The following is an 18,523-nucleotide window of genomic DNA, read 5'->3' as shown; positions in this document are numbered from 1 at the left end:
GCGCATGTGAAGCCGGGTTCAGGACAACAGCGAGCCTCTTTGTACACCGGCCTCGCGGGGCTTGGCAATGCGGCGTGGCGGGGATCACGTTCGACCAGGTCGGTTTACGAGCGTGGCGCCATGCCATCACTTGGTCGGATGCTCAGACTGAAACATTTGCTAAAGCAAAGTGCTGGGTTATAAATAAGTTTCGAGCGACGCAGGAAGCTTCCGCATGGAATCGAAAGAAAAACTGTTAATGGAACTGCTGGGCCACACAGCTCGCTCACTGACCCATCTCACCGCGTCGGTCACTTCGATGTCTTTCGAGCTGCTGCGCAGCGAGGACGAAGTGGTCAAGGCTGCCAGTCGCCAGATGATCGACCGCATGGCGACCATCAGTGCCGGGCTCGACGAGCACTGGCGGTTGATCGGCGAACTCACCGGCGTGCACGTTGCCCACGAGCAGATCGAAACCATTCAGGAAATTCAGTTGGCCGCGCCGCCGCAGCTGCCGTCGAACTGAGCATGGCGGTGTATCGGCTCGCCTGATAACCGTCGATTCACAAGACGAACGTCGCTGGCGCAGGATCTGCGCCGGGGCCATAGTTTTGTTCCCGCGGGCCTGATTGCCTGCCCAGAACAAGACAGAGACTGGCCATGACCAAGACTCTCCATCACCGTGCCTGCCACCTGTGCGAAGCCATCTGCGGCCTGACCATCGAGACCACCGAAACCGATGGCAACGTCGCGATCACCTCGATCAAGGGCGACGCGCTCGACACGTTCAGTCGCGGGCACATCTGCCCCAAGGCCGTAGCCCTGCAAGACATCCAGAACGATCCCGACCGCCTGCGCCAGCCGATGCGCCGGGTCGGCAGCGAATGGCTGCCGATCGAGTGGGACGAGGCCTTTGCGCTGGTGGCCGAGCGTCTGGCGGCTCTTCAAGAGCGTCACGGGCAGAATGCGGTGGCGGTCTACCAGGGCAACCCGAGCGTGCACAACTATGGGCTGATGACCCACAGCAACTACTTTCTCGGCCTGCTGAAGACGCGCAATCGCTTCTCGGCGACTTCGGTCGATCAGTTGCCGCATCACCTGAGCAGTTACCTGATGTACGGCCATGGCTTGCTGCTGCCGATCCCGGACATCGATCACACCGATTTCATGCTGATCCTCGGCGGCAACCCGCTGGCATCGAACGGCAGCATCATGACCGTGCCGGATGTCGAGAAACGCCTGAAGGCGATTCAGGCGCGCGGCGGTAAAGTGGTGGTAGTCGACCCGCGGCGCAGCGAAACCGCAGCCATCGCCGATCAGCACTTGTTCGTGCGGCCTGGTGGCGACGCGGCGCTGTTGTTTGGCTTACTCAATACGCTTTTCAGCGAAGGGCTGACCCGTGACAGCCACTTGCCGGTTGATGGCCTTGATGAAGTGCGCGCAGCCGTCGCAACCTTCACTGCCGAAGCCATGAGCCCGCTGTGCGCCGTTCCCGCTGAACAGATCCGCCAACTGGCCCGGGACTTCGCCGCTGCACCAAGCGCTGTTTGCTACGGCCGGATGGGCGTTTCCACTCAGGCCTTCGGCACGCTATGCCATTGGGTCGTGCAGTTGATCAATCTGGTGACTGGCAATCTCGATCGCGTCGGCGGTGCCTTGTGCACAGAGCCAGCGGTGGATCTGGTGGCATCGACCTCGGGCGGGCATTTCAACAAATGGCAAAGCCGGGTCTCCGGGCGACCCGAGTACGGCGGCGAGTTGCCGGTGTCGGCGCTGGCCGAAGAGATGCTCACCGAAGGCGAAGGGCAGATTCGCGCACTGATCACCGTGGCCGGCAATCCGGTATTGTCGACTCCGAACGGCCGGCAACTGGAGCAGGCGCTCGATGGTCTGGAGTTCATGCTCAGCATCGACCTGTACATTAACGAAACCACGCGCTACGCCGATCTGATTCTGCCGTCGACCTCGGCGCTGGAGAACGATCACTACGACACTACTTTCAATCTGTTCGCGGTGCGCAACGTCACTCGCTTCAACCGCGCGATTCTCGCCAAGCCCGAGGGCGCATTACACGACTGGGAGATCTTTGTCGGTCTGGCCAAGGTGTTTGCCGAGAAGACCGGCAAGGAGCTGAAACCGACGATGCCGCCGGCGAAGATGATCGATATGGGGCTGCGCATGGGCCTGTATGGCGATGCGTCCGAGCAAAAGCTGTCATTGGCGACATTGTTCGATCATCCGCACGGGATTGATCTAGGGGCGTTGAAACCGAATCTTGCAGCTCGCCTCAAGACGCCGAATCAACGGGTGCAGGCTGCGCCGCCGGAAATTCTCGCTGATCTCGCACGCTTTGCGGCCTTGCAGGCGCCGGCGGCCGATGAGCTGCTGATGATCGGCCGGCGTCATGTGCGCAGCAACAATTCGTGGATGCATAACTACCATCGTCTGGTGAAGGGCAAGCCACGGCATCAATTGCTGATGCACCCGGATGACCTCGCCAGCCGTGGGCTCAACGATGGTCAGTTAGTTCGCGTCAGCTCGCGGGTTGGGCAGATCGAGGTCGAGGTGCTCGGCAGTCTGGACATGATGAAGGGCGTGGTCAGTCTGCCGCACGGTTGGGGACATGCTCGGCCGGGCGTGCAAATGGCAATCGCCAGTGGGCAGCCGGGATCGAGTGCCAACGACCTGACCGATGAATGCCAGCTCGACGAGTTGTCGGGTAACGCCGCGCTCAATGGCGTACCGGTGACGGTGGCGGCGGCCTGAACGTGACCGTCGGGGAGACCGAGCATGGCGCTCGGGATTCCGTTACAATGCGTCACCGTGCCGACCCATGAGTCGGAAAGTTCAGCCGAGGTGCTCCATGGATATCATCGAAACGATTAAAGAGCAGATTGCCAACAACACCATTCTGCTTTACATGAAAGGCTCGCCGAATGCCCCGCAGTGTGGCTTCTCCGCGAAAGCTGCGCAGGCCGTAATGGGCTGTGGCGAGAAGTTCGCCTACGTCGACATCCTGCAGAACCCGGAAATCCGCGCCAACCTGCCAAAGTACGCCAACTGGCCGACTTTCCCGCAACTGTGGGTCGGCGGTGAGCTGGTCGGCGGTAGCGACATCATGGCTGAAATGTTCGCCAACGGTGAGCTGCAGACTCTGGTCAAGGAAGCATCGGCCAAGGCTGCTGCGGCCAAGTCCGAAGCCTGATCCGGTTTTTGTGGGAGCGAGCAAGCTCGCTCCCACAGGGATCTGCATCTGATCCGGGATTTGCCAATAAAAAGCCCCGCACCTCGAAAGAGGGCGGGGCTTTTTAGTGTCGCGAATTCAGCGGGCGCTTATTTACTCTTCGCCCATCTGCGATTGCAGATAGTTCTCAAGACCGACTTTATCGATCAGGCCCAGTTGGGTTTCCAGCCAGTCGATATGCTCTTCTTCGGATTCGAGAATGTCTTCGAGCAGTTCACGGCTGCCAAAGTCGCCAACCGATTCGCAATGGGCGATGGCGGCTTTCAGATCGGCGTGGCCGGTCTTCTCGATACGCAGGTCACATTCCAGCATCTCCTGGGTGTGCTCGCCGATGTGCAGCTTGCCCAGATCCTGCACGTTCGGCAGGCCTTCGAGGAACAGAATGCGCTTGATCAGCTTGTCCGCGTGTTTCATCTCGTCGATGGATTCGTGGTACTCGTGCTTGCCCAGCTTGTTCAGGCCCCAATCTTCATACATGCGCGCATGCAGGAAGTACTGATTGATCGCGACCAGTTCATTGGCAAGGATCTTGTTGAGATGCTGGATGACTGTAATGTCGCCTTTCATGATGGGAGTCCTGCCCTGTATTAGCTGTATATAAGGCGGAGTTTGAGCTTGGTACTTATAAGTGTCAAACCTAAGTTATTGAATAATAAATGAAATTAAATCTGAATAAGAATGTTTGTGTTCCGCGTCTAGCGCCTAAGCGCTTGATTTGCGGGCATAAAAAAACCGGACATATGTCCGGTTTTTTGAAATAGGGGTGATTATGCCGCGGTAAATTCTACGGGGTAGGGTATCGCAGCCTGAGCGGTTTGCAGCTTGATCAGGGTTTCGCGAACCACTTCCTTGGCAAGGCAGGCACATTTGCCGCATTGGCTGGCGACGCCGGTGGCCTGGCGGACTTCTTTGTAGCTGCAGCAACCTTCATAGATCGCTTCGCGGATTTGTCCGTCGGTGACGCCAGTGCAGAGACAAACATACATAAGTGAGAACCGTCGCTGGTTGTGACTCAATTGCGATGGATCTTAATGTTAACGAGAATGATTGTCAAAGTGCTTTCTGAATGGTTTTCGATCGAAAGGCCGGTCACTGACGAACGGTGATTAATGGCGAATTGCCTGGCCCCGAAAATGCTGGTCCGTTATCCGCCTTGGGCAAAAAACCGTTAAGGACAGGCGAAAAACGCAGTGTATGATGGTCGGCCCTTGCGAAGAGGGTTCGTGTCACAGGGCTGTCGCCTCAAGGTGGCAGGCTGGCCCGGGCCCTGAACTTCAAGTTATTCACCAGGAGATATCCATGAGCGTACTCGTAGGCAAACAAGCCCCAGACTTCACCGTCCCGGCCGTACTCGGCAATGGCGAGATCGTTGACAGCTTCACCCTGTCCTCGGCCATCAAAGGCAAATACGGCCTGGTGTTCTTCTACCCACTGGACTTCACCTTCGTCTGCCCGTCCGAGCTGATCGCTCTGGACAACCGCATGGCTGACTTCAAGGCGCGTAACGTGGAAGTGGTTGCCGTGTCGATCGACTCGCACTTCACCCACAACGCCTGGCGCAACACTCCGGTCAACAATGGCGGCATCGGCCAGGTGAAATACACCATGGCTGCCGACATGAAGCACGAAATCGCCAAGGCCTACGACGTTGAGTCCGAAGGCGGCGTGGCTTTCCGTGGCGCGTTTCTGATCGACGACAAGGGCGTTGTCCGCTCGCAGATCATCAACGACCTGCCGCTGGGCCGTAACATGGAAGAGCTGATCCGTCTGGTCGACGCTCTGCAATTCCACGAAGAGCACGGCGAAGTCTGCCCTGCCAACTGGAAAAAAGGCGACAAAGGCATGAACGCTTCGCCAGAAGGCGTTGCGGCTTACCTGACCGAGAACGCTGCTGCCCTGTAAGGCGCAACGTCGCGGTACAAAAAAACCGGCCCATGTGGCCGGTTTTTTTATGCGCGGGAAATACCCGACGAGGATCAGTCGTCGAAGTCTTCCCAGCCGCCCATCTGTTTCCAGCGGTTGACGATGCCGCAGAACAGCTCGGCGGTCTTTTCGGTGTCGTAACGCGCCGAATGCGCTTCACGGCCATCGAAATCGATGTCCGCTGCCTGACAGGCTTTGGCCAGGACGGTTTGACCGTAAGCCAGACCGGCCAGTGTCGCGGTGTCGAAGCTGGAGAACGGGTGGAACGGGTTGCGCTTCATGTCCAGACGCGCAACCGCGGCATTCAGGAAGCCGAGGTCGAAGCTGCTGTTGTGGCCGACCAGAATCGCGCGCTTGCAGCCGTTGGCCTTCAGCGCCTTGCGGATGCCACGGAAGATGTCGGTCAGCGCAGTTTCTTCGCTGACGGCCATGCGCAGCGGGTGATCGAGCTTGATGCCGGTGAATTCCAGCGCTGCCGCTTCGATGTTGGCGCCTTCGAACGGTTCGACACGGAAGAAGTAGGTGTGGTCCGGGTAAACGAAACCCTTTTCGTCCATGGCGATGGTGGTCGCGGCAATCTCCAGCAGAGCGTCGGTGGCCGAATTGAAGCCACCGGTCTCTACGTCGACGACAACCGGCAGGTAACCGCGAAAACGCGCTGCCATTGGGTGACGGGAACCGCCGCCACCACCTTGACCGTCCAGTTCGTCGTCGAAATGGTCTTCACTCACGCGTGTTCCTCCAGCAGGCGCCAGCGCAGTTTTTCACCGGCGCGCAGCGGAATAACGGTCAGCTCGCCAAATGGCAGGCTGGTCGGGGCGGTCCATTCTTCGCGAACCAGGGTGATGCGATCGGTGTTGGTCGGCAGGCCGTAGAAGCGTGGGCCGTTGAGGCTGGCGAACGCTTCGAGCTTGTCCAGCGCGTTGCGCTGTTCGAACGCTTCGGCGTACAGCTCGATGGCGGCGTACGCGGTGTAGCAGCCGGCGCAGCCGCAGGCGGCTTCCTTGGCATGCTGGGCGTGCGGCGCCGAGTCAGTGCCGAGGAAGAACTTCGCGCTGCCGCTGGTGGCGGCGTCGAGCAGGGCTTCCTGATGGGTATTACGCTTGAGGATCGGCAGGCAATAGAAGTGCGGCCGAATCCCGCCCACCAGCATGTGGTTGCGGTTGTACAGCAGGTGATGCGCGGTGATGGTGGCGCCGACGTTGGCCGAAGCCTCATTGACGAACTGCACCGCGTCGCCGGTGGTGATGTGTTCGAACACCACTTTGAGCGTCGGGAAACGCTCGACGACACGGCGCATGTGCTCATCGATGAAGATCTTTTCGCGGTCGAAGACATCGACATCGCCACGGGTGACTTCGCCGTGGATCAGCAGCGGCATGCCGACTTCGGCCATGGCTTCCAGCGCCGGGAAGATCTTGTCGATGCTGGTCACCCCGGAATCGGAGTTGGTGGTGGCGCCGGCCGGGTACAGTTTGGCGGCGTGCACGAAACCGCTGGCCTTGGCCTCACGAATTTCTTCGGGCTGGGTGCGGTCGGTGAGGTACAGCACCATCAGCGGTTCGAAGCGACTGCCGGCCGGGCGGGCAGCGAGAATCCGCTGGCGATAGCCGTCGGCTTCAGCGGCGTTGCGCACCGGTGGTACCAGGTTGGGCATGATGATGGCGCGGCCAAAGGTGCGCGCAACATCGGCAACGGTATTGGTCAACACGGCACCATCGCGAAGATGAATGTGCCAGTCGTCGGGACGCAGCAGGGTCAGGCGGTCGGACATGAGGGGATTCCAGGCGGGTCAAACTGAGGGGAATGCTACCGGAAAAGACTCTTGCAGGCACCCGCTATCAAGTTTTGCAGGAACCTTCCGATATCCCGTAGGTATGCCGTAAACATAGTGTGAATCGGTCTTTGTGTTACAGAAGCCAATGGAGCCTCCCGTGCGCCAGCGATATTTAGCCTTGCTCAGTGTGTTTGCCAGCCTCCCCGCGATGGCGCTGACCTACCAGACGCGTCTGGAGAACATTGAGTGGACGGTCGAGGGCGACAAGTTCGAGTGCCGCCTGACCCAGCCGATCACCGATTTCGGCTCGGGCCAGTTCGTGCGTAAGGCCGGCGAACAAGCGATATTCCGCCTCAATGCCTACAACGCCATGCTCGGCGGCGGTTCGGCGACGTTGCTTGCGGCGGCGGCGCCATGGCAGCCGGGGCGCAACGACATCAATTTGGGCAGCGTCAGGATCGGCACCGGCAACGTGCTGTTCAACAGTTCGCAATCGCAGGCCGGCGGGCTGATCAGCGGTTTGCTGGACGGCCGCAGTCCGGTGGTGCGCCGTGCGTCCGGCGATGGCCGGGTTTCGGAAGTGCGTCTGCTGCCGGTGAAGTTCAGCAAAGCGTTCAATGATTACCAGACGTGTGTGGCGAAGTTGCTGCCGCAGAATTTCGATCAGGTGAAGCAATCGCAGATCGGCTTCCCCGGCGAAGGCACCGATCTGGATGCCGCCGCCAAGGCCAGGCTGCAGGTGATGCTCGAGTTCATGAAGGCCGATCCGACGGTCAATCACATCGAACTGGATGGCTATTCCGACAACAGCGGCAACCGTCTGACCAACCGTGAGCTGTCGCGTCGTCGCGCGCTGGCGGTGGTCGACTTTTTCAAGGCCAACGGCATCGCCGAATCGCAGATCACCGTGCGTTTCCACGGCGAGCAATACCCGCTGGTGCCGAACAACAATGCGGCCAACCGGGCGAAGAATCGTCGGGTCAGCGTGAAGCTGGCGCGAGTCGCTCCGACTACCGCGCCAGCACCGCAAGCCAGCACACCTGCCAACGCCGCGGCGACTTCCTGACCCGCCGGTCATCGTCGCGCTGTCGACAGATTCTGTCGCTTTGTCGTCTTAAGCTGTCGCGCCTCTGTAAATTATCGGATTTGAGCGGTAGACTCCTCGGCTTTCCGTAGAACCCCGTGGAGTGATGGCATGGCGGACGTAAACAAGGTCGTTCTGGCGTATTCCGGCGGCCTGGACACTTCGGTGATCCTCAAGTGGCTGCAGGATACTTATAACTGTGAAGTGGTGACCTTCACCGCTGACCTGGGTCAGGGCGAAGAGGTCGAGCCGGCTCGCGCCAAGGCTCAGGCCATGGGCGTCAAAGAAATCTACATCGACGACCTGCGCGAAGAATTCGTGCGTGATTTCGTGTTCCCGATGTTCCGCGCCAACACCGTTTACGAAGGCGAGTACCTGCTGGGTACTTCCATCGCACGTCCGCTGATCGCCAAACGCCTGATCGAAATCGCCAACGAAACCGGCGCCGACGCCATTTCCCATGGTGCCACCGGCAAGGGCAACGACCAGGTGCGTTTCGAACTGGGTGCCTACGCACTCAAGCCTGGCGTGAAAGTGATTGCCCCTTGGCGCGAGTGGGACCTGCTGTCCCGCGAGAAGCTGATGGACTACGCCGAGAAGCACGCGATCCCGATCGAGCGTCATGGTAAGAAGAAGTCCCCTTACTCGATGGACGCCAACCTGCTGCACATCTCCTATGAAGGCGGCGTGCTGGAAGACACCTGGACCGAGCACGAAGAAGACATGTGGCGCTGGACCGTCTCCCCGGAGAAGGCTCCCGACACCCCGCAATACCTGGAACTGACCTACCGCAACGGCGACATCGTCGCGCTGGACGGCGTCGAAATGACTCCGGCCACCGTACTGGCAACGCTGAACAAGATCGGTGGCGCTCACGGTATCGGTCGTCTCGACATCGTTGAAAACCGTTACGTGGGCATGAAGTCCCGTGGCTGCTACGAAACCCCGGGCGGCACGATCATGCTGCGCGCGCACCGCGCCATCGAATCGATCACCCTGGATCGCGAAGTCGCTCACCTCAAAGACGAGCTGATGCCGAAATACGCCAGCCTGATCTACACCGGTTACTGGTGGAGCCCGGAGCGTCTGATGCTGCAACAGATGATCGATGCTTCGCAGGTCAACGTGAACGGTGTGGTTCGCCTGAAACTGTACAAGGGCAACGTGATCGTTACCGGCCGCAAGTCCGACGATTCGCTGTTCGACGCTAATATCGCGACCTTCGAAGAAGACGGCGGCGCCTACAACCAGGCCGACGCGGCGGGCTTCATCAAGCTCAACGCGCTGCGCATGCGCATTGCTGCCAACAAAGGCCGCAAGCTGTTCTAAGCCTTGCAGGGCTGTAAAAATGGCGGCTTGTCTCAATGACAATGCCGCCATTTTCTATTCTTTGTTTGTCTGACGTTAATCCAGAGCTTTGGTCATTGCCGCCAACTCCAGCATTTTCTTGAATGTCCACTTCAGGCATCTACTCTGCGCTCATGCTCCTCTCAAAACCGTGGTGCTTTGTGTGCTCACGTTGTAAGCAACGAGAAGTTTGGCGCCTCCGCTTTTTTTCGACTGTTTGATAAGGCTCGGGATAATTTGCTTGAGCAAAACGTCGCAGGCAGAGTCGGTCAAAAATACCACTGCTTTGGCTGAGTGTTTGCCAAGATGCGGAAAGTGTTCTGCCAGCGCATTGAACGCCTGTGCGCTACTCAACCGACGTACGTCTATGGCGCACAATGTGCCGATGGATTTAGGCAGCTGAATGTTGTGCTCAATCCACGGTCGCTCCGGGCAGGATTCGTCAGCGCTGCAAGGAGGGAGTTGCCTGAGGTCAACGCTATGTACAGACAACGTCCACTCCAATCCGTTGGCAGCTGATACTTCGCCTACCACAGACGCTCTTGCTGGAGGCGAACAGGAGTGGGGCTCGGGCTGTTTCAACTCCTCGAAACTTTTTAGAAAACTATCGTCCTTATCGAAGTCCGAGGGCGCATAGAGCGAACGGTAGTTGAAGTTCAGCGTTAAAAAGAATAGCAATAGCAAGTAAAACGGAAAGCTGATCAGGAACCAGATGTAGACTTCTCTTTCGGCGTTATCAAGAAAGGGTAAGGAAATGGCAGCCGATGATTCGGAAATAAATGCAAATATCGCAATTACAGTCATGGGGTTGGTTATTTTTCTTCTGATTTTTATCATGGGATGTGCTCATTAATTATGTATTTCCAATACGTATGTTGAGTTGTTTTGTATGGGGCGTTGCAATTTGCTGGTCGAGATAATTTTTATATTAAATGATAACGCTTGGATAGAAGTATCTTGTTTCAGATGTTGATTTATCAAAGTGTTTTTGATTGGTTTTACGTTGTTTTTTTCAACTTGTAAGCTGCCGGGGCTGGCGCTGTGTAGCGATGTGCAGTCAATGGATTATCGCGTTTTTTCAGCCGCTCGCTGAGCCGTCTGCCTCGAAAGTAGAGTTCGCGTGGCTTTCAGGACGACATGTTTTTTGCGTCGATGTGAAGGCCAGAAGATACGTCATCCCATTTGAAAGTCGGCCGTATGGGTTTTTTTGTAGGAATAATCTTTATTTGCTGTAGGGAATGTCTTTTGCTGGGATTGCAATGAAACTCTCTTGTGCCATGTCAGAAGTGACTGGGCTATTGTGCGTGCTCTAAAAATTCGAACAGCGAAACTGGACTTGCCCATGAATAAAGTGCTGATCGTGGATGATCATCCCGTCATTCGTCTTGCTGTGCGTATGCTGATGGAGCGTCATGGCTACGAAGTCATTGCAGAAACGGATAATGGTGTGGATGCTTTGCAACTTGCGCGTGAACAGATGCCGGATATCGTTATTCTGGATATTGGAATACCGAAACTCGATGGTCTTGAAGTTATTGCGCGTCTGAACTCGACACCCATGCCGTTGAAAGTACTGGTGTTGACCTCCCAGGCACCGGGTCATTTTTCAATGCGCTGCATGCAGTCAGGTGCTGCGGGTTATGTGTGTAAGCAACAGGATTTGACTGAGTTGCTGAGTGCGATCAAAGCGGTACTGTCCGGCTACAGCTATTTTCCAAACCAGGCCCTGCACACCGTGCGTACCAGTCTTGGTAATGCCAGTGAGGCCGATATGGTGGATCGCCTCTCCGGGCGGGAAATGATGGTGTTGCAGCAATTGGCGCGTGGCAAGACCAACAAAGAAATCGCCGACGGCATGTTTCTCAGCAACAAGACGGTCAGCACTTACAAGACGCGTCTGTTATTGAAGCTCAATGCCCGCTCGCTGGTGGACCTGATTGAATTGGCACAACGCAACGGACTGGTCTGATGATCAGAAATACCGATGGGGCATGGGCCGCTCAGTGTCGGATTCAGCAGAAAGTAAAAAGCCTCCGGTTCGGGAGGCTTTCAAGTGTCACAGATCAAAATCGTAATCGGCCAATTGCTTTTGCAGTCGGCGCTCCTCAAGCAGGTTATCGATGGTGCGACGTTTACTCAGATTGGTCTTGGCGACCTCGACCACCGGTTCGGCGTCGTCGGTATCCACAACGGTAAAATCTTCATCTACGTCCAGTTGTTCTTTGCTGTCAGTCATAAGGTGAACTCCAGGCTAAGACTGCCTTTGGCGCCCCTTATATCGATATTCCTGCTGCGGGTAAAAAAGATTTTTTCAATCGAAGAATCAATTATTCCAATAGCCAATCAATCGTCCGAGGTTTTGTGTTTGTACTCACACAAATCTTCGATGCGGCAGCTGCCACAGCGTGGCTTGCGCGCCAGGCACACATAGCGACCGTGCAGAATCAGCCAGTGGTGGGAGTCCAGCAGGTAGTCTTTTGGCACAAACTTCATCAGCTTCTTTTCCACTTCAACCACATTTTTACCCGGGGCAATGCCGGTGCGGTTGCTCACGCGAAAAATGTGCGTGTCGACCGCCATGGTCAGTTGCCGAAAAGCGGTATTGAGGACCACGTTGGCCGTCTTGCGACCGACGCCGGGCAGCGCTTCCAGTTCTTCACGCGTCTGCGGGACTTCGCCATTGTGCAACTCGACCAGCATACGACAGGTCTCGATCACGTTTTTCGCTTTGCTGTTATAGAGGCCGATGGTCTTGATGTATTCGGACAGCCCTTCGACGCCCAGCGCGTGGATCGCCGCCGGGGTATTGGCCACCGGGAACAGTTTGGCCGTAGCCTTGTTGACGCCGACGTCGGTTGACTGCGCCGAAAGAATGACCGCGATCAACAACTCGAACGGTGAGGAATAGGCCAGCTCGGTCTTCGGCTCGGGATTGTCTTCATGAAGTCTGCGGAAAATTTCCAGACGTTTGGCGGCATTCATGGGTGATGTGTTTCCTTGGAGAGAGCGGTCGAGCGGGTCCAGGCCTGGCGGGCGGCGAGCAGTAGTCCGAGCACGATGAAGGCGCCGGGAACCAGGGTGAGCAAGTGCAGCCCGTCGCTGAGCAGAACCAGGCCTTGCCAGTGTTCCGACAGGCCACGGCCGATGTGGCCCTGACCGAACAGTTCACGCAGTACCGCCAGCGCCAGTAGCAGCCCGCTCGACAGGCCAAAAAACGTCAGGCGCAGGCCAAATGCCTGACGAAAGAATCCATTGTATTCCAGCACTACGCATTGCAAGGCGATCAGCCCGGCATAGATTCCGATTGACTGTTGCCACTGCAACGCCCAGCGCTGCGCGAGGATATTGGCGCAACTGGTCAGGGTGGCGGCCAGCAGCAGACTGGCCAGCATCAGGTTGTTGCCAGACAACCGTGAGCGCAGCGGGCCGATGCATGCGCCGTAAACCACCACCACAACGCTCGACATCAACAGCATGCCCAGCGCGCCAGCCAATGTCGCGCTGGTGCCAAGCAGCAGCATCAGCATCAACGTGTTTGTCAGATTCGTTGGCCGGATCATGATCCGCTCCCCAGCAAGGTTGCGCGGTGCTCATCAAAGTAACGCAGGGCGTCATGAATGGCATTGACGGTGGCCCGGGAAGTGACGGTTGCCCCGGCCAGTTGATCGAACTGTCCCTGATCTTTTTTCAGCGCCCAGCCTGCGTCGTCAGGTGCGTTGCGTGATTTACCGGTAAAAGTCGCCAGCCATTGGTTCGGCCAGTCGCCGATAAGTCCGCCGAGCGCCGGGGTTTCGTTGTGCCGCAGGGTTTTTACCCCCAGCAGTCTGCCGTTGGCATCGATGGCGATCAGCAGTTCGATAGCGCCGGCATAGCCCTCGGTCTGGGTGCGCAACAACACTGCCACTGGCTGACCGGATTTGCTTGCGCGGTAACCAGCCAGCAGCGTGCTGTGGCTCAACGTTGTATCAGTCAGCGCCAGCGGCTGCTCCAGCGGCTGATTGTCGTAGGCATCGGTCGCGAGTAGATCCAGCAATTTGCGGCTGTCGAGCAGGCGTTGCTCGCTGGCAATCTGCGGCGCACTGGCGCGCTGCACGACATAGGTCAGGCCGAGACCGGCACCGGCCAGCAGCACAAGCGCCACGAAAGCAGCTGCGCGGCTCATGATTGCACCTGCGTCTGGCGGGCAGCGGCAAAACGTTCCAGAGCCGGTACACACAGATTCATCAGCAACACGGCAAACGCGACACCGTCCGGGTAGCCACCCCAGGTGCGGATCAGGTAGGTCAGCAAGCCGACACCCACGCCGAACAGCAGTCGGGCCAGCGAACTTTTGGCGCCGGATACCGGTTCGGTAATGATGAAAAAGGCACCGAGCATGGTCGCGCCGCTCAGCAGATGAAACAGCGGCGAGCCGTGGGAATCCGAGCCCGCACCGTTCCAACAGAGCAGGCTGACGACAAACAGGCTGGTCAGCATGCCAACTGGCGCTTGCCAGGCAATCACCCGGCGCTGCAATAAAAACAGTCCACCGGCGAGAAACGCCAGATTGATCCACTCCACGCCGCGTCCACCGAAACGGCCGAACGCCGGATTGGCCGCGAACAATTCATCCATGGTCAGACTTTTGTTGATGCGCAGGCTGTCCAGCGCGGTGGCTTGAACCCAGGCATCCGGGGCCTGACCCAGATTCAGGACCTGTGCAAAAGCGGCCTGCAGACTCATGCCATGCGCCGGCCAGTGGGTCATTGGCTGCGGGAACAGCAGCATCGCCAGGGCGAAACCGAGCATGGCCGGATTGAACGGATTCTTGCCGATGCCACCGTATAAATGTTTGCCGAACAGCAGGCCCGAAGCCACCGCCGTAACTGTCAGCCACCATGGGCAATAAGGTGGCATGGCGGCGGCCAGCAGTGTTGCGCTGACCAGTGCGCTGCCATCGCTGAGCGTTGGTTGCAGTGGCTGTCGGCGCAGGCGGGCGACGCCGGCCTCGATCAGCAGCGCGGTGCTCGCCGCCAGGATCAGGTTGATCAACACGCCCCAGCCGTAGAACCAGAACAACGCCAACAGCCCCGGCAGCGTGGCCAGCAGCACCCGCTTCATCGCCTGTTGCAGGCGATCATCCGGTGCTTCACGGGGCGACATGATCTTGCACCTGACGCTCGGCGGCCTGCAGGCGAGCGCGGGCCTTGTCGAGGACTTCGCCCGGCGTGTCGGCGCGGCGTTCGAGTTTGTTCAGGTCGGCGCGGGCGTAGGCCAGTTCGGTTTTCAACTGGCGGAGCTGATTGTCGATCGGGCGCTTTTCCACCCGCACCAGGTCAGGCGCAGGCTGCTCGCTCGCCGTCTCGGCGGCGTGAAGGGCTTGCTCGGCATCACGCAGTGCCTGTTCCAGCGTGGCAATTTGCTCGGCTGGCGCTTCGGCGGTCTGGGCCTTTTTCAATTCGGCGCGCCGCATCGCCAACTGGATTTTCGCCCGTTTCAGGTCGGCGTCTTTCGCCGGAACCGGGGCCGCAGCGGCTGGAGCGGTGGCGGCGCTGCTTTCGAGTTTCGCCAACGCCTGTTCGGCGGCTTCGAACTGCTGTTGCAACACGATCAGTTGCGATTGCTGTTCGAAGGTCGGCGGATGGCCGAAGGCTTTCAGCGATTTGTGCAATTGCGCGCGGCTCATGGCGACATCGATCTTGGCTTTTTTCAATGCCGCGTCGGCGGTTGCGGCTTTCTGCGCGCGCACTCGTTCCAGAGCGGCTTGCACTGGATCGAGGGTGGCCACCGCCGGTTGCGCTGCACGCTGCGCCCGGGCTTCGCGCTCAGCCTGTTTCTGCTGTTCTTCGCGCTGCAGGCGGGCGTTGCGGCGTTCAAACCGCTGGCGCGCATGATCGCGTTTGGCCGCGCGTGCGCGTTGTTCTTCAAGGCTGGAAGCCAGGCCACCGACCACCGGCAAGGTGCCGAGCGGCAGTGGATGCATTTCGATGCAGTCCACCGGGCACGGCGCCACGCACAGGTCGCAACCGGTGCATTCGTCGATCAGTACGGTGTGCATCAGTTTCGCCGCGCCGACGATGGCGTCGATCGGGCAGGCCTGAATGCACTTGGTGCAGCCGATGCACTCGGCCTCGCGGATGTACGCCACTTGTGGCGGTGCCGAGCCACGGCTGACGTCCAGTTCCAGCACCGGCACGTTCAACAGTTCAGCCAGGGCGGCGACGGTTTCGTCACCGCCGGGCGGGCACTTGTTGATCGGTTCGCCATCGACGATGCCTTGCGCATACGGCTTGCACCCGGGGTGGCCGCATTTGCCGCATTGGGTCTGCGGCAGGAGGGCATCGATGAGTTGAATCAGACTCATGTTTTGATCAGTCCACTGAATCCGAGAAAAATCACTGCGATCAGTCCGGCGCCGATCAGGTCGATCGGCAAGCCGCGAAAGGGCAGGGGAATGTCGTTGTCCGCTGTGCGTTCACGCAAGTCGCTGAACAGGCTCAGCACCAGCCAGAAACCCAGCCCGGCCCCCAGGCTCAGCGCTGTTGCTTGCAGCAGGCCGCGATCATTTTGCGCGTTGATCAAGGCCAGCCCCAGTACGCCGGCATTACCCAGCAATAGCGGCCACAGTCCGTCGAACGGCCAGTCTGGCAGCGCACGAGCCAACAGCTTCAGCAGCGGCGCGATCAGCAGCACGCTGAGCGGCAAGAATACAAACAGCTGCAGTGCCTGCAATTGCAGCGGCACCAGCAGCCAGTGCCAGATCAGGTAACCGATGATGCCAACGCTCAGCATCAGGCACGCCGTCGCCAACCCCAGCGCATGCACCTGGCGCCGACTGCCGGCCAGCAGCGGATCGACACCCAGCGGCCAGTGCAACACGAAGTTGTTGAGCAGGGCGGCACTGATCAGCGTAAGCGCAAGTTCGGTCATGATTCTGCCGGCAGCAACGGGCGAGTGTCACTTAAGGTTAGGCATTATCCGGCACCCGCGATGGGTGGGCCAGATATGAAAAATCCCACAGGCCTGCAGAACATGCCTGTGGGATCGTTTCAGCGCTGGGTCTTACTTGATGCGTTGACCCGGCTTGGCGCCGCTGTCCGGGCTCAGCAGGTAGATTTCCTCACCACCAGGGCCGGCGGCCATCACCATGCCTTCGGAAATACCGAACTTCATTTTCCGCGGCTTGAGGTTGGCGATCATCATGGTCAGGCGACCGTCGAGTTTCGACGGGTCCGGGTAAGCGCTCTTGATCCCGGAAAATACGTTGCGCTGCTCGTCACCGATGTCCAGGGTCAGGCGCAGCAGCTTGTCCGCGCCTTCCACGTGTTCAGCCTTGACGATCAAAGCCACGCGCAGGTCGACGGCAGCAAAGGTGTCGAAGTCGATTTCCGGCGACAGCGGATCCTTGGCCAGTTCGCCGTTGCCCGCAGGCGCGGCGGCACCGGTGTCGGTCTGGCTGGCGGTCAGGTCTTCTTTCGAGGCGTCGGTCATGGCTTGCACTTTCACCGGGTCGATGCGGGTCATCAACGGCTTGAACTCATTGAGCTGATGGTTGGCCAGCAGCGTGGTGTGGTCGTTCCAGGTCAACGGGGCGACGTTGAGGAATGCCTCGGCGTCGGCGGCCAGCAGCGGCAGCACCGGTTTGAGGAAGATCACCAGCTGGCGGAACAGGTTGATGCCAGTGGCGCAGATCGCCTGGACTTCATCCTGCTTGCCTTCCTGCTTGTTCAACGACCATGGGGCCTTGTCGGCGATCCAGGCGTTGGCGCGGTCGGCCAGGGCCATGGTTTCACGCATGGCGCGGGCGAAGTCGCGCGCTTCATAGGCGTCGGCAATGCTTGGCGCCGCGGCGAGGAAGGCTTCGGTCAGCTCTGGCGCGGCATTGTTGTCGACCAGCAGGCCGCCGTTGCCCTTGTGGATGAAACCGGCGCAACGGCTGGCGATGTTGACCACTTTGCCGACCAGGTCGGAGTTGACCTTCTGCACGAAGTCTTCGAGGTTCAGGTCGAGGTCATCGACACCACGGCCCAATTTGGCCGCGTAGTAGTAACGCAGGTATTCCGGCGACAGGTGATCCAGGTAGGTACGCGCCTTGATGAACGTGCCACGGGACTTGGACATCTTCTGGCCGTTGACGGTCAGGTAGCCGTGCACGTTGATCCCGGTCGGCTTGCGGAAACCGGCGCCTTCGAGCATGGCAGGCCAGAACAGGGCGTGGAAGTTGACGATGTCCTTGCCGATGAAGTGGTACAGCTCGGCGGTGGAGTCCTTGCCCCAGAACGCGTCGAAGTCCAGCTCCGGCGTGCGGTCGCACAGGTTCTTGAAGCTGGCCATGTAGCCGATCGGCGCGTCCAGCCACACGTAGAAGTACTTGCCCGGCTCGCCCGGGATCTCGAAACCGAAGTACGGCGCATCGCGGGAGATGTCCCACTGCTGCAGGCCGGCGTCCAGCCACTCGGCGATCTTGTTGGCCACGGCGTCCTGCAAGGTGCCGCTGCGGGTCCAGGTCTGCAGCATCTGCTGGAAGTCTGGCAGTTTGAAGAAGAAATGCTGGGAATCCTTGAGCACCGGGGTGGCGCCGGAGATCGCCGACTTCGGATCCTTCAGATCGGTCGGGGCGTAGGTCGCACCGCATTTTTCGCAGTTGTCGCCGTACTGGTCTTCAGTGCCGCATTTCGGGCAGGTGCCCTTGATGAAGCGGTCGGCCAGGAACATTTTCTTTTCCGGGTCGAAATACTGGGTGATCGAGCGCTGGGCAATGTGCCCGGCGTCACGCAGCTTCAGATAGATCTGGCTCGACAGCTCACGGTTTTCTTCGGCGTGAGTGGAGTGGAAGTTGTCGAAGTCGACCAGGAACTCGGCAAAGTCGGCGCTGTGTTCAGCCTGCACGTTGGCGATCAGTTGTTCCGGGGTGATGCCTTCCTTTTCCGCGCGCAGCATGATCGCCGAACCGTGGGCGTCGTCGGCGCAGACATAGATGCATTGATTGCCGCGATGCTTCTGGAAGCGCACCCACATATCGGTCTGGATGTATTCCAGCATATGGCCAAGGTGAATCGAACCGTTGGCGTAGGGCAGGGCGCTGGTGACGAGGATCTTGCGTGGTTCGGACATGTGGGGCTTCGCTACTTGATGAAACGGAGGTCGGCCACTATAAAGCGCTGGCGCATATTTTTCACCCTGTGCACCT

20 protein-coding genes are annotated in these 18,523 nt (G+C 58.9%); 7 read left to right on the top strand and 13 right to left on the bottom strand.

Annotation, left to right across the window (positions count from 1 at the left end):
- Positions 1-214 precede the first annotated feature (214 nt).
- The 3 genes from M0808_RS13650 to grxD all read left to right on the top strand — a co-directional run bounded on the left by M0808_RS13650 (position 215) and on the right by grxD (position 3,184).
- Positions 215-505 carry a hypothetical protein gene (locus tag M0808_RS13650; RefSeq protein WP_135296465.1) on the top strand — a complete coding sequence of 97 codons (291 nt, stop codon included), beginning with the start codon at positions 215-217 and terminating at the stop codon, positions 503-505.
- 134 nt (positions 506-639) lie between these two features.
- Entirely contained in the window at positions 640-2,745 is a 2,106-nt protein-coding gene (locus M0808_RS13645; protein ID WP_247841447.1) for a molybdopterin oxidoreductase family protein, read from the top strand.
- A 97-nt stretch (positions 2,746-2,842) separates the two neighbouring features.
- Positions 2,843-3,184 carry a Grx4 family monothiol glutaredoxin gene (grxD, locus tag M0808_RS13640; RefSeq protein ID WP_003227729.1) on the top strand — a complete coding sequence of 114 codons (342 nt, stop codon included), beginning with the start codon at positions 2,843-2,845 and terminating at the stop codon, positions 3,182-3,184.
- A 132-nt stretch (positions 3,185-3,316) separates the two neighbouring features.
- Here the strand turns inward: grxD and bfr are convergent, their stop codons facing one another.
- Positions 3,317-3,790, bottom strand: coding sequence for a bacterioferritin (gene bfr / locus M0808_RS13635; RefSeq protein WP_003227727.1), 474 nt, complete (start codon positions 3,788-3,790; stop codon positions 3,317-3,319).
- 200 nt (positions 3,791-3,990) lie between these two features.
- A complete protein-coding gene (locus M0808_RS13630) occupies positions 3,991-4,209 on the bottom strand; it encodes a bacterioferritin-associated ferredoxin (RefSeq protein WP_247841446.1) in 219 nt (72 codons plus the stop codon).
- Positions 4,210-4,522: 313 nt separating this feature from the next.
- Here M0808_RS13630 and M0808_RS13625 point away from each other — a divergent pair, with 313 nt between their 5' ends.
- Positions 4,523-5,125 carry a peroxiredoxin gene (locus M0808_RS13625; RefSeq protein WP_007963972.1) on the top strand — a complete coding sequence of 201 codons (603 nt, stop codon included), beginning with the start codon at positions 4,523-4,525 and terminating at the stop codon, positions 5,123-5,125.
- A 74-nt stretch (positions 5,126-5,199) separates the two neighbouring features.
- Here the strand turns inward: M0808_RS13625 and rnt are convergent, their stop codons facing one another.
- Both rnt and pyrC read right to left on the bottom strand, forming a co-directional pair.
- Positions 5,200-5,877, bottom strand: a complete 678-nt coding sequence (gene rnt / locus M0808_RS13620; protein ID WP_007963973.1) for a ribonuclease T — start codon at positions 5,875-5,877, stop codon at positions 5,200-5,202.
- Positions 5,874-6,920: a dihydroorotase gene (pyrC, locus tag M0808_RS13615; RefSeq protein ID WP_123588593.1), complete on the bottom strand. Its 1,047-nt coding sequence runs from the start codon at positions 6,918-6,920 to the stop codon at positions 5,874-5,876. The genes rnt and pyrC overlap by 4 nt, the downstream gene beginning before the upstream one ends.
- 160 nt (positions 6,921-7,080) lie before the next feature.
- On the opposite strand from pyrC, the gene M0808_RS13610 reads away from it, so the two are divergent.
- Together M0808_RS13610 and M0808_RS13605 are read left to right on the top strand one after the other, a co-directional pair.
- Complete coding sequence (locus tag M0808_RS13610; RefSeq protein WP_098965368.1) at positions 7,081-7,989, top strand: OmpA family protein; 909 nt, start codon at positions 7,081-7,083, stop codon at positions 7,987-7,989.
- Between the two features lie 129 nt (positions 7,990-8,118).
- On the top strand, positions 8,119-9,336 hold the full coding sequence (locus M0808_RS13605) for an argininosuccinate synthase (protein ID WP_027612065.1): 1,218 nt from the start codon (positions 8,119-8,121) through the stop codon (positions 9,334-9,336).
- 150 nt (positions 9,337-9,486) lie between these two features.
- Here M0808_RS13605 and M0808_RS13600 read toward each other — a convergent pair whose 3' ends face one another.
- On the bottom strand, positions 9,487-10,191 hold the full coding sequence (locus M0808_RS13600) for a hypothetical protein (protein WP_247841444.1): 705 nt from the start codon (positions 10,189-10,191) through the stop codon (positions 9,487-9,489).
- A 505-nt stretch (positions 10,192-10,696) separates the two neighbouring features.
- On the opposite strand from M0808_RS13600, the gene M0808_RS13595 reads away from it, so the two are divergent.
- Positions 10,697-11,323, top strand: a complete 627-nt coding sequence (locus M0808_RS13595; protein ID WP_003227711.1) for a response regulator transcription factor — start codon at positions 10,697-10,699, stop codon at positions 11,321-11,323.
- 87 nt (positions 11,324-11,410) lie between these two features.
- Here the strand turns inward: M0808_RS13595 and M0808_RS13590 are convergent, their stop codons facing one another.
- The 8 genes from M0808_RS13590 to metG all read right to left on the bottom strand — a co-directional run bounded on the left by M0808_RS13590 (position 11,411) and on the right by metG (position 18,447).
- Positions 11,411-11,590 carry a hypothetical protein gene (locus M0808_RS13590; protein WP_027612063.1) on the bottom strand — a complete coding sequence of 60 codons (180 nt, stop codon included), beginning with the start codon at positions 11,588-11,590 and terminating at the stop codon, positions 11,411-11,413.
- A gap of 107 nt (positions 11,591-11,697) precedes the next feature.
- Positions 11,698-12,336, bottom strand: coding sequence for an endonuclease III (nth, locus tag M0808_RS13585; RefSeq protein ID WP_003227707.1), 639 nt, complete (start codon positions 12,334-12,336; stop codon positions 11,698-11,700).
- On the bottom strand, positions 12,333-12,914 hold the full coding sequence (locus tag M0808_RS13580; RefSeq protein ID WP_247841442.1) for an Rnf-Nqr domain containing protein: 582 nt from the start codon (positions 12,912-12,914) through the stop codon (positions 12,333-12,335). Before M0808_RS13580 ends, nth begins: the two co-directional genes overlap by 4 nt.
- The gene (locus M0808_RS13575; protein WP_210558475.1) at positions 12,911-13,516 is read right to left on the bottom strand and encodes an RnfABCDGE type electron transport complex subunit G; all 606 of its coding nucleotides are present in this window, start codon (positions 13,514-13,516) and stop codon (positions 12,911-12,913) included. Before M0808_RS13575 ends, M0808_RS13580 begins: the two co-directional genes overlap by 4 nt.
- Entirely contained in the window at positions 13,513-14,496 is a 984-nt protein-coding gene (locus M0808_RS13570) for an RnfABCDGE type electron transport complex subunit D (RefSeq protein WP_247841440.1), read from the bottom strand. The genes M0808_RS13575 and M0808_RS13570 overlap by 4 nt, the downstream gene beginning before the upstream one ends.
- Positions 14,483-15,697 (bottom strand): electron transport complex subunit RsxB, encoded by a 1,215-nt coding sequence (gene rsxB / locus M0808_RS13565; RefSeq protein ID WP_247841438.1) that lies wholly within the window; start codon positions 15,695-15,697, stop codon positions 14,483-14,485. Before rsxB ends, M0808_RS13570 begins: the two co-directional genes overlap by 14 nt.
- On the bottom strand, positions 15,694-16,263 hold the full coding sequence (locus M0808_RS13560; protein ID WP_247841436.1) for an Rnf-Nqr domain containing protein: 570 nt from the start codon (positions 16,261-16,263) through the stop codon (positions 15,694-15,696). The genes rsxB and M0808_RS13560 overlap by 4 nt, the downstream gene beginning before the upstream one ends.
- Before the next feature lie 132 nt (positions 16,264-16,395).
- Positions 16,396-18,447 (bottom strand): methionine--tRNA ligase, encoded by a 2,052-nt coding sequence (gene metG / locus M0808_RS13555; protein ID WP_108183666.1) that lies wholly within the window; start codon positions 18,445-18,447, stop codon positions 16,396-16,398.
- Between the last annotated feature and the right edge of the window lie 76 nt (positions 18,448-18,523).

The organism is Pseudomonas sp. MWU12-3103b (genome assembly GCF_023100615.1).
In the GTDB taxonomy this organism is placed as follows: domain Bacteria; phylum Pseudomonadota; class Gammaproteobacteria; order Pseudomonadales; family Pseudomonadaceae; genus Aquipseudomonas; species Aquipseudomonas putida_A.
The sequence above is the reverse complement of the archived record's forward strand: the minus strand, read 5'-3'. Positions and strand labels throughout refer to the sequence as shown.

What these genes read in the sequence shown, in the direction of transcription:
- M0808_RS13650 (WP_135296465.1), top strand. Translation starts at nt 215, where the DNA reads ATGGAATCGAAAGAAAAACTGTTAATGGAACTGCTGGGCCACACAGCT.
- M0808_RS13645 (WP_247841447.1), top strand. Translation starts at nt 640, where the DNA reads ATGACCAAGACTCTCCATCACCGTGCCTGCCACCTGTGCGAAGCCATC.
- grxD (WP_003227729.1), top strand. Translation starts at nt 2,843, where the DNA reads ATGGATATCATCGAAACGATTAAAGAGCAGATTGCCAACAACACCATT.
- bfr (WP_003227727.1), bottom strand. Translation starts at nt 3,790, where the DNA reads ATGAAAGGCGACATTACAGTCATCCAGCATCTCAACAAGATCCTTGCC.
- M0808_RS13630 (WP_247841446.1), bottom strand. Translation starts at nt 4,209, where the DNA reads ATGTATGTTTGTCTCTGCACTGGCGTCACCGACGGACAAATCCGCGAA.
- M0808_RS13625 (WP_007963972.1), top strand. Translation starts at nt 4,523, where the DNA reads ATGAGCGTACTCGTAGGCAAACAAGCCCCAGACTTCACCGTCCCGGCC.
- pyrC (WP_123588593.1), bottom strand. Translation starts at nt 6,920, where the DNA reads ATGTCCGACCGCCTGACCCTGCTGCGTCCCGACGACTGGCACATTCAT.
- M0808_RS13605 (WP_027612065.1), top strand. Translation starts at nt 8,119, where the DNA reads ATGGCGGACGTAAACAAGGTCGTTCTGGCGTATTCCGGCGGCCTGGAC.
- M0808_RS13600 (WP_247841444.1), bottom strand. Translation starts at nt 10,191, where the DNA reads ATGATAAAAATCAGAAGAAAAATAACCAACCCCATGACTGTAATTGCG.
- M0808_RS13595 (WP_003227711.1), top strand. Translation starts at nt 10,697, where the DNA reads ATGAATAAAGTGCTGATCGTGGATGATCATCCCGTCATTCGTCTTGCT.
- M0808_RS13590 (WP_027612063.1), bottom strand. Translation starts at nt 11,590, where the DNA reads ATGACTGACAGCAAAGAACAACTGGACGTAGATGAAGATTTTACCGTT.
- nth (WP_003227707.1), bottom strand. Translation starts at nt 12,336, where the DNA reads ATGAATGCCGCCAAACGTCTGGAAATTTTCCGCAGACTTCATGAAGAC.
- M0808_RS13580 (WP_247841442.1), bottom strand. Translation starts at nt 12,914, where the DNA reads ATGATCCGGCCAACGAATCTGACAAACACGTTGATGCTGATGCTGCTG.
- M0808_RS13575 (WP_210558475.1), bottom strand. Translation starts at nt 13,516, where the DNA reads ATGAGCCGCGCAGCTGCTTTCGTGGCGCTTGTGCTGCTGGCCGGTGCC.
- M0808_RS13570 (WP_247841440.1), bottom strand. Translation starts at nt 14,496, where the DNA reads ATGTCGCCCCGTGAAGCACCGGATGATCGCCTGCAACAGGCGATGAAG.
- rsxB (WP_247841438.1), bottom strand. Translation starts at nt 15,697, where the DNA reads ATGAGTCTGATTCAACTCATCGATGCCCTCCTGCCGCAGACCCAATGC.
- M0808_RS13560 (WP_247841436.1), bottom strand. Translation starts at nt 16,263, where the DNA reads ATGACCGAACTTGCGCTTACGCTGATCAGTGCCGCCCTGCTCAACAAC.
- metG (WP_108183666.1), bottom strand. Translation starts at nt 18,447, where the DNA reads ATGTCCGAACCACGCAAGATCCTCGTCACCAGCGCCCTGCCCTACGCC.